Origin of the sequence: Acinetobacter sp. (genome assembly GCF_036666595.1) — a bacterium.
GTDB lineage: Bacteria > Pseudomonadota > Gammaproteobacteria > Pseudomonadales > Moraxellaceae > Acinetobacter.
Genome location: NZ_JAVWVO010000103.1, coordinates 1 through 632 on the forward strand (window position 1 = coordinate 1; position 632 = coordinate 632).

The 632-nt window shown below is 35.8% G+C and carries 1 protein-coding gene; it reads right to left on the minus strand.

The window, feature by feature from the left end; all coding sequences use genetic code 11:
- A partial coding sequence (locus RR876_RS17020; protein WP_332637193.1) for a GNVR domain-containing protein occupies window positions 1–632 on the minus strand: 632 nt, incomplete at both ends.

Genomic DNA, 632 nt, shown 5'->3' on the forward strand with positions numbered 1-632 from the left:
AGCGCGAAATGAATGGCTGTACGCATACTTCTTAAGCTCTCAATAGCAATATCATCACTATTTTTAACAGCCAGAATAGGAATATTCTTTTTCTTTTTCAGAATGTTAATACGGCTTTCTTGCACAGGTGAACGTGGTACAGTGGCATAAACAGGTAAATCAAGTTCATTTTCAATTTGAGCAGAGTCTTTGATCCCTGAACGCATCATGTTGCGAACAAGTGCAATTAATACACCAATAAAACCACCTACAAATAATGATAAAATCAAAATGATTAATTTTTTAGGCTTGATTGGTCGTTCAGGTTCAACAGCTGTGTCGATGATACGGACATTACCAATTTCCCCAGCATTTGCAATTTTGAGCTGTTGGTAGCTGTTAAGAAGTGATGTATAAAGCTCAGTATTTACTTTGACATCACGATAAAGTTGTAAGTACAGGCGCTGTGTTTCTGGAAGTTGTTTAATAGACTTGTTTAATTCTTGAGTTTTTTGATTTAAAGAATTTACCTGTGCATTAATTTCAGCCATCAACGGATGATCCGGTGTATATTTAGCAGACAATTCGGCTTGTTTCTGTTTTAACTCAATACGCATTTTCTCGAGTTCAATATTTTGCTTGAGCATGAGTTC